This is a genomic window from Streptacidiphilus sp. BW17 (assembly GCF_041262485.1).
Lineage (GTDB): Bacteria > Actinomycetota > Actinomycetes > Streptomycetales > Streptomycetaceae > Streptacidiphilus.
In genome coordinates this window covers 383919-390834 of the sequence record NZ_JBGCCR010000003.1, presented here as the reverse complement: position 1 = coordinate 390834, position 6916 = coordinate 383919, and the positions used below count along the sequence as shown (strand labels likewise).

Genomic DNA, 6916 nt, shown 5'->3' with positions numbered 1-6916 from the left:
GGGGCGGGCGGCTGCCGCTCGAGTAGTACCCCCGGGGGCGCGGGGAACTGCGCGACACACCACACACAGTGGCTTGTCGCGCAGTTCCCCGCGCCCCTAAATAGTGCAACGCCTGCTCGCGCCCACGCGGCGGAGCCGCATATCAGCACAGCCCCGCGCCCCCGAGGTAGTGCAACTACCCCCTGCAGCCCGCCTGCTCGCGCCCACGCGGCGGAACCGCATATCAGCACGGCCCCGCGCCTCTAGGGCGTTGCCCCGGGGTCAGGCCTTGCCGAGCACCTGGCGCTGGCTGCCGAGGCCGTCGATCTCGAGGGTGAGGACGTCGCCCGGGTTGAGCCACGGCTGGTTCGGGAGGCCCATGGCCACGCCCGCCGGGGTGCCGGTGTTGACCACGTCGCCCGGGTGGAGGGTCATGAACTGGCTGAGGTACCAGATGACATGGCGGACGCCGAAGATCATGTTCGACGTCGAGCCGTTCTGGCGGACCTCGCCGTTGACCGTCAGGCGGAGTCCCAGTGCCTGGGGGTCCGGGATCTCGTCGGCCGTGACCAACCAGGGGCCCATGGGGTTGAAGGTGTCGCAGGACTTGCCCTTGTCCCAGGTGCCCCCGCGCTCCAACTGCCAAGCGCGCTCGGTGACGTCGTTGGTGATGGTGTAGCCCGCGATCACCGCGTCCGCGTCCTCCGGGGAGTCGAGGTACCGGGCGGTCGCGCCGATGACCACGGCCAGCTCGATCTCGTAGTCCGTCTTCTCACTGCCGCGCGGGACCAGGACCTCGTCGTCGGGGCCGACGACACAGTCGCTGGACTTGAGGAAGACCACCGGCTCAGCCGGGATCGGCTGGCCCGCCTCCTCCGCGTGGTCGCGATAGTTGAGGCCGATACAGACCACCTTGCCCGGGCGCGCCACCGGCGCGCCGACGCGCTCGCCGCCGCGACCCTGGCCGCCTGCCAGGGCGAGCCGCGGGAACTCGCCCGCCTCCGCGCGCGCGGAGATCTCCGCGCGGCGCTCGGGCGTGAGCCCAGCGAGGAACGCGGCGTCGATGTCCGGCGTGAGCGCGGACAGGTCGAAGGCACTCTCCGCGTCCGCGGCGAGCAGTGCGGGGCGCTCGGCGCCCGTCGGTCCTATGCGCAGGAAACGCACCTGCGATCACCCACTTTGCGATCGGGACGGTCCGGTCGCCCACCGTCGCTCGGAGAAAGAGCCCTACTTCTATCAAACTGTAGGATCACCCGACCATGGGCCGACCGCCATACGGACGGGTAACAACGGCTCCTACCTGCACAAATCCAAAAATCGCCGCCTGCGCTGAATAGAACGATTCACTCATACGGCGGGAGATGGAAGGATGTCCCCAGTCTCAGGACGAGGACCGTGCAGGGCGGCCCACAGGGCGAAAGGTGGAGCGCAATGGCGCGCAAGGCTCCCGTGACCGATCCGGCGCAGGACGCGCCCGCGACCGGTCAACCCCAGCACGCCGCCGCGGGCATCCCCGCCCTGCGGCACACCACGCAGATCGCCGCCGCGCAGATGGGCCTGCCCCGCGCGGTGAAGACGCTGCTCAAGCTGAACCAGCCGAACGGGTTCGACTGCCCCGGCTGCGCCTGGCCGGAGCCGGACCACACCCACACCGCCGAGTTCTGCGAGAACGGCGCCAAGGCCGTGGCCGAGGAGGCGACGGTGCGCCGCGTCGGTCCCGAGTTCTTCGCCGAGCACTCTGTGGCGGACCTGGCCGAGCGCAGCGGCTACTGGCTGGGCCAGCAGGGCCGGCTCACCGCGCCGATGCTGCTGGAGGAGGGCGCCACCCACTACACGCCCCTCTCCTGGGACGACGCGCTGCAGTTGGTCGCGGACGAGCTCAAGGAGCTGGACGACCCGGACCAGGCCGCCTTCTACACCTCCGGCCGGACGTCCAACGAGGCGGCCTTCGCCTACCAGCTCTTCGCCCGCCAGCTCGGCACCAACAACCTGCCGGACTGCTCGAACATGTGCCACGAGTCCTCCGGCTCCGCGCTGGTGGAGACGCTGGGCGTCGGCAAGGGCAGCGTCCATCTCAAGGACCTCTACCAGGCCGACCTGATCATCGTGGCCGGGCAGAACCCGGGCACCAACCACCCGCGGATGCTCTCCGCACTGGAGCGGGCCAAGCGTGCGGGCGCGACGGTCGTCAGCGTCAACCCGCTGCCGGAGGCGGGGCTGGAGCGGTTCAAGAACCCGCAGACTCCGCGCGGTCTGGTCAGCGGGACCAAGCTGACCGACCTGTTCCTGCAGATCCGTCTCGGAGGCGACCTGGCGCTGTTCCGCGCGCTCAATCTGCTGCTGCTGGAGGCCGAGGACAAGAACCCTGGCACGGTCCTGGACCGCGACTTCATCGAGAGGCACTGCGGCGGCTTCGAGGAGTTCGCCGCCGAGGCGCGGCAGACCGACTGGGACGAGGTCCACGCGGCCACCGGCCTGCCGGACAGTCAGATCCTGGAACTCTCCGAGCTGGTACTGAAGTCGGAGAAGATCATCGTTTGCTGGGCCATGGGCCTGACGCAGCACCAGCACTCTGTGCCGACCATTCGTGAGGTCGTCAACTTCCTGCTGCTGCGCGGCAATGTGGGCAGGCCGGGTGCCGGTGTCTGCCCCGTCCGCGGGCACAGCAACGTCCAGGGCGACCGGACCATGGGCATCTTCGAGCGGCCCGCTGCCGCCTTCCTGGACGCGCTCGGCAAGGAGTTCCACTTCGACCCGCCGCGCGAGCACGGGCTCGACGTGGTGGACACCATCCGCGGGATGCGGGACGGCAAGGTGAAGGTCTTCTTCGCCATGGGCGGCAACTTCGTCGCGGCCACCCCCGACACCGAGGTCACCGAGCAGGCGATGCGCGGCTGCCGCCTGACGGTGCACGTGTCGACCAAGCTGAACCGCTCGCACGTGGTCACCGGGACGCGCGCGCTGATCCTGCCCACGCTCGGCCGGACCGACCAGGACCGGCAGGCCTCCGGACCGCAGCAGGTCACCGTCGAGGACTCGATGGGCATGGTCCACGCCTCGCGCGGCTCGCTCCGGCCGCCCGCGCCGGACCTGCTCTCCGAGGTCGCCATCGTCTGCAAGCTGGCCCGGCGCACCCTCGGCCCCAAGAACACCGTGCCGTGGGAGGACTTCAACGCCTCCTACGGCAACATCCGCGACCGGATCGCCCGGGTCATCCCCGGCTTCGAGAACTACAACACGAAGATCCTGACGCCCGGCGGCTTCGCCCTCCCGCACGGCCCGCGCGACACCCGCGCGTTCCCGACGACGACGGGCAAGGCCAACTTCACCGTCAACGCGATGACCGCGCCGGTCGTCCCCGAGGGCCGCCTGCTGCTGCAGACACTGCGCTCGCACGACCAGTACAACACCACCATCTACGGCCTGGACGACCGCTACCGCGGCATCACCGGCGGACGCCGGATCGTGCTGCTCAACGCCGAGGACGCGGCGGCTCACGGCCTGACGGAGGGTCAGTACGTGGACCTGGTCAGCGAGTGGAAGGACGGCGTCGAGCGGCGCGCGCCGCACTTCCGGGTGGTGCACTACCCGACGACGCGCGGCTGCGCGGCCGCGTACTACCCGGAGACCAACGTCCTGGTCCCGCTGGACAGCACGGCCGACACCAGCAACACGCCGACCTCGAAGTCCGTGGTGATCCGCCTGGAGCCGGACTCGCAGCCCGACGCGGGCTAGGCCCTGTCGTCAAACTCGCGTCGGATCAGCCCGGGTTGTCTGGTGCGGCCAGCTGCAAGGCGGAGGGTCGCCCTCGTACTGGGCCGTACTTGGGCGATCCGACAACGCAGCAGAAGGGCGTACCAGGCAAGCCGGGCCCGGCGGGAGTTTGACGACAGGGCCTAGGCCCCTGGGCCGTCCCGACGCGGGTGCCTCAGAGGATCGCGGAGGGCGAGCCCGTCACCGACGGTGACGGGCTCGTCGACGGGCTCCCGCTCGGCGACGGCGAAGGCGAGGTGGAGGGCGAACCCGACGGCCACCCGGACGGCATGCCGGTCGGCAGACCCGTGGGCGAACCCGACGGGCTGGGCTTCGGCGTGGGCCGGGGCGTCGGCTTGGGCGTGGGCTTCGGCGTCGGCTTCGGTGTGTTCGAGGGCAGGGTCGGACCGATCGGCACCGGGCCGGTCGATCCGGGCGGCGCGGACGGCAGGGTGTAGGTGCCGCCGATCGACGGGTTCTGCGGGTCGGGCCGGACCGCGCCGAGGATCGGGTCGACGGCCATCGGTTCGATGTCGACGAACGCACCCGGATGCGGCGCCTCGACGACCATGCCGCCGCCGATGTACATCGCGACGTGGCTGGCGTCCTGGAAGTAGACGATCAGGTCGCCCGGGCGCAGCTCGTCGAGCGGGACATGGGTGAGGTCGGCCCACTGCATCTCGCTGGTGCGCGGCATGGTCGTCCCCGCGTGCAGCCAGGCCTGCGAGGTCAGACCGGAGCAGTCGTAGACGTCGGGCCCGTCGCCGCCCCAGACGTAGGGCTTGCCGAGCTGCTCGAAGGCGAAGGCGATGGCCTGCGCACCCTCGGCCGACGGCTTGGCGCCCTGGTTGCCGAGGACGCCGGAGGCCAGCAGCGCCAGCTGGGCGGCGTCGGCCTCCTTCAGCTCCAGCAGTGAGAGCTCCTGGCGCTGGGCGCCGGTCAGGCCGGAGACCAACTGCTCGACGCCGGTCAGCTGCTTGGTGATGCCGTCCTTCTGCTTGCCCTGCTGGGCGAGGAGTTGGGCCACGCGCTGCCGGGCCGCCTCGGCCGCTGTCTGCGCCTTGGCCAGGACCTCCTCGTCGGCGTGGAGCTTCCTGAGCAGCGACGCCTGCGACTGGGAGGCCGCGTCCAGCAGTTCCTTGCCGTGGAGGGCCGCCTGCGGGTCGTCGGCGAAGATCAGCTGTGCCAGCTGTGAGAAGCCACCGGCGGCGTACTGCTGCTGGGCCATCTCACCGGCGATCGCCGTTCCCGCGTCGACCTGGGCCTGGGCGCCGGCCAGCTGGACGTCCAGCTTCTGCACACCGGCCTGCGCCTGCTGCAACTGTGCGCCGAGCGAGTCGTACTGCTGGGTGGCCTGCTCCATCTGCTGGTAGAGCGCGCGCAGGTGGTCGAGGATCGGCAGCAGTGCCTGCTCGGCCTGGGTCAGCGTGACCGTCCCGGCGGGCAGGACCGTCGAAATCCCTCCGGCCGTGCCCGGGTGGGGCGCCACGGCGGCGCTCGCGCTGCCTGCGGCGGGAATGACGGCGAGTGAGGCGGCCGCGAGCATCAACCCGCAACGCAGCACCCCGCGCAGCCAAGGACGACGTTCCATGCCCCCGATACCCAACACCAGCCCGCCCCTTCGTCAGCCGCACACTGCGGCTCCGCCCCCACGACCGACCGATCGCCCGCCTACGGACAACCTCGGCGATCCTCCCATGTCCCACTGACACGCGGCAGGGGGCGTCAACGATTCTGAGGCCGCTCACACCTGGCCCTGTCACGTGATGACGGCCACCAGGTGAATGTGACACATCCCTCATACGGCGGTGCCAGAAATTGTCCTGGGACGATCGAATGCCAGGCAGCGCAAGGACCCAGTTCACACACGAAGATCAACAACGGGTGGTTTTGTCATGCTTCGGCACACTCGTCAACTCTGGATAGTCCGTCAGTTCACCTTCCGTTCATCCGGGCTCCCTACGGTCACGCTCGACCACCCCGCTGAGACGATTGTTTGGGCATGGAACACATCTCGTTCCTGGTGACCGCCGTAGTGATCACGGCTCTCGCCTTCGACTTCACCAACGGTTTTCACGACACGGCCAACGCGATGGCCACCTCGATCGCCACCGGGGCGCTGCGACCCAAGGTCGCTGTCGCCATCTCGGCGGTGCTGAACCTCTGCGGTGCCTTCCTGTCGGTCGCGGTCGCCAAGACGATCTCCGGCGGCATCATCGACGAGAAGGCGGGCATCCAGCCCCAGGTGGTCTTCGCCGCTCTGATCGGCGCGATCGTCTGGAACCTCGTCACCTGGCTGCGCGGCATCCCGTCCAGCTCCTCGCACGCCCTCTACGGTGGCCTGCTGGGCGCGACGGTCGTCTCCGTCGGCATGCACGGCGTGCACTTCGACGTGGTGGCCACCAAGATCCTGATCCCGGCCGTCGCCTCCCCGATCGTGGCGGGCATCGCCGCCTGGGGTGCGACCAAGTTGTCCTACCGCCTCACCGCCAAGGGCGACCAGGAGGTCACCCGCAAGGGCTTCAAGGTCGGCCAGGTCGCGTCGGCCATGCTCGTCTCGGTCGCGCACGGCACCAGCGACGGCCAGAAGACGATGGGCGTCATCACCCTGACCCTGATCACCGCCCACTCGCTGGCCCCCGGCTCCAACCCGCCGCTCTGGGTCATCCTGGCCGCGGGCATCACCATGGGGCTCGGCACCTACATCGGCGGCTGGCGCATCATCCGCACGATGGGCAAGGGCATCACCGAGGTCGACGCCTCGCAGGGCTTCACCGCGCAGACGGCGGCGGCGACGGTCATCCTCACCTCCTCGCACATGGGTTACGGCCTGTCCACCACCCACGTCTGCTCCGGCGGCATCATGGGCGCGGGCAAGGGCAAGGTCGGCGGCGCGGTCCACTGGAACACCGTGCGGAAGATGACGTACGCGTGGGTCCTGACGCTGCCGGCCGCGGGTCTGGTCGGTGGCGTGGGCGTGCTGCTGGCCGACCAGGGCGCGTGGGGCCAGATCGCCCTCGGCCTGATCGGCGCGGGCATCGCGGCGTGGATCTACGTGGCCTCCCGCGGCCAGCAGATCAGCGCGGCCAACGTCGTCGCCGAGGACCCGCTGACCGTCGGCACGGCAGCCGGGCAGCCGGCAGTCGCCTCCCCGTCGCCCGTGATCGCGGCCTGAGTCGGGCTT

Annotated in this window: 4 protein-coding genes; 2 read left to right on the top strand and 2 right to left on the bottom strand. The window is 70.2% G+C overall.

Going from position 1 to position 6916, the window contains the following annotated elements; translation table 11 throughout:
- Positions 1 to 261: 261 nt before the first annotated feature.
- A complete protein-coding gene (locus ABH940_RS05780) occupies positions 262 to 1143 on the bottom strand; it encodes a fumarylacetoacetate hydrolase family protein (RefSeq protein WP_370104529.1) in 882 nt (293 codons plus the stop codon).
- A gap of 267 nt (positions 1144 to 1410) precedes the next feature.
- On the opposite strand from ABH940_RS05780, the gene ABH940_RS05775 reads away from it, so the two are divergent.
- Complete coding sequence (locus ABH940_RS05775; RefSeq protein ID WP_370104527.1) at positions 1411 to 3714, top strand: FdhF/YdeP family oxidoreductase; 2304 nt, start codon at positions 1411 to 1413, stop codon at positions 3712 to 3714.
- Positions 3715 to 3907: 193 nt separating this feature from the next.
- Here ABH940_RS05775 and ABH940_RS05770 read toward each other — a convergent pair whose 3' ends face one another.
- The gene (locus tag ABH940_RS05770; protein WP_370060916.1) at positions 3908 to 5323 is read right to left on the bottom strand and encodes an NlpC/P60 family protein; all 1416 of its coding nucleotides are present in this window, start codon (positions 5321 to 5323) and stop codon (positions 3908 to 3910) included.
- Between the two features lie 411 nt (positions 5324 to 5734).
- Here ABH940_RS05770 and ABH940_RS05765 point away from each other — a divergent pair, with 411 nt between their 5' ends.
- Entirely contained in the window at positions 5735 to 6907 is a 1173-nt protein-coding gene (locus ABH940_RS05765) for an anion permease (protein WP_370060918.1), read from the top strand.
- The last annotated feature ends 9 nt before the right edge of the window (positions 6908 to 6916 follow it).

Excerpts from the sequence above, each read along its gene's own strand:
- ABH940_RS05775 (WP_370104527.1), top strand. The coding sequence starts at position 1,411 with ATGGCGCGCAAGGCTCCCGTGACCGATCCGGCGCAGGACGCGCCCGCG.
- ABH940_RS05770 (WP_370060916.1), bottom strand. The coding sequence starts at position 5,323 with ATGGAACGTCGTCCTTGGCTGCGCGGGGTGCTGCGTTGCGGGTTGATG.
- ABH940_RS05765 (WP_370060918.1), top strand. The coding sequence starts at position 5,735 with ATGGAACACATCTCGTTCCTGGTGACCGCCGTAGTGATCACGGCTCTC.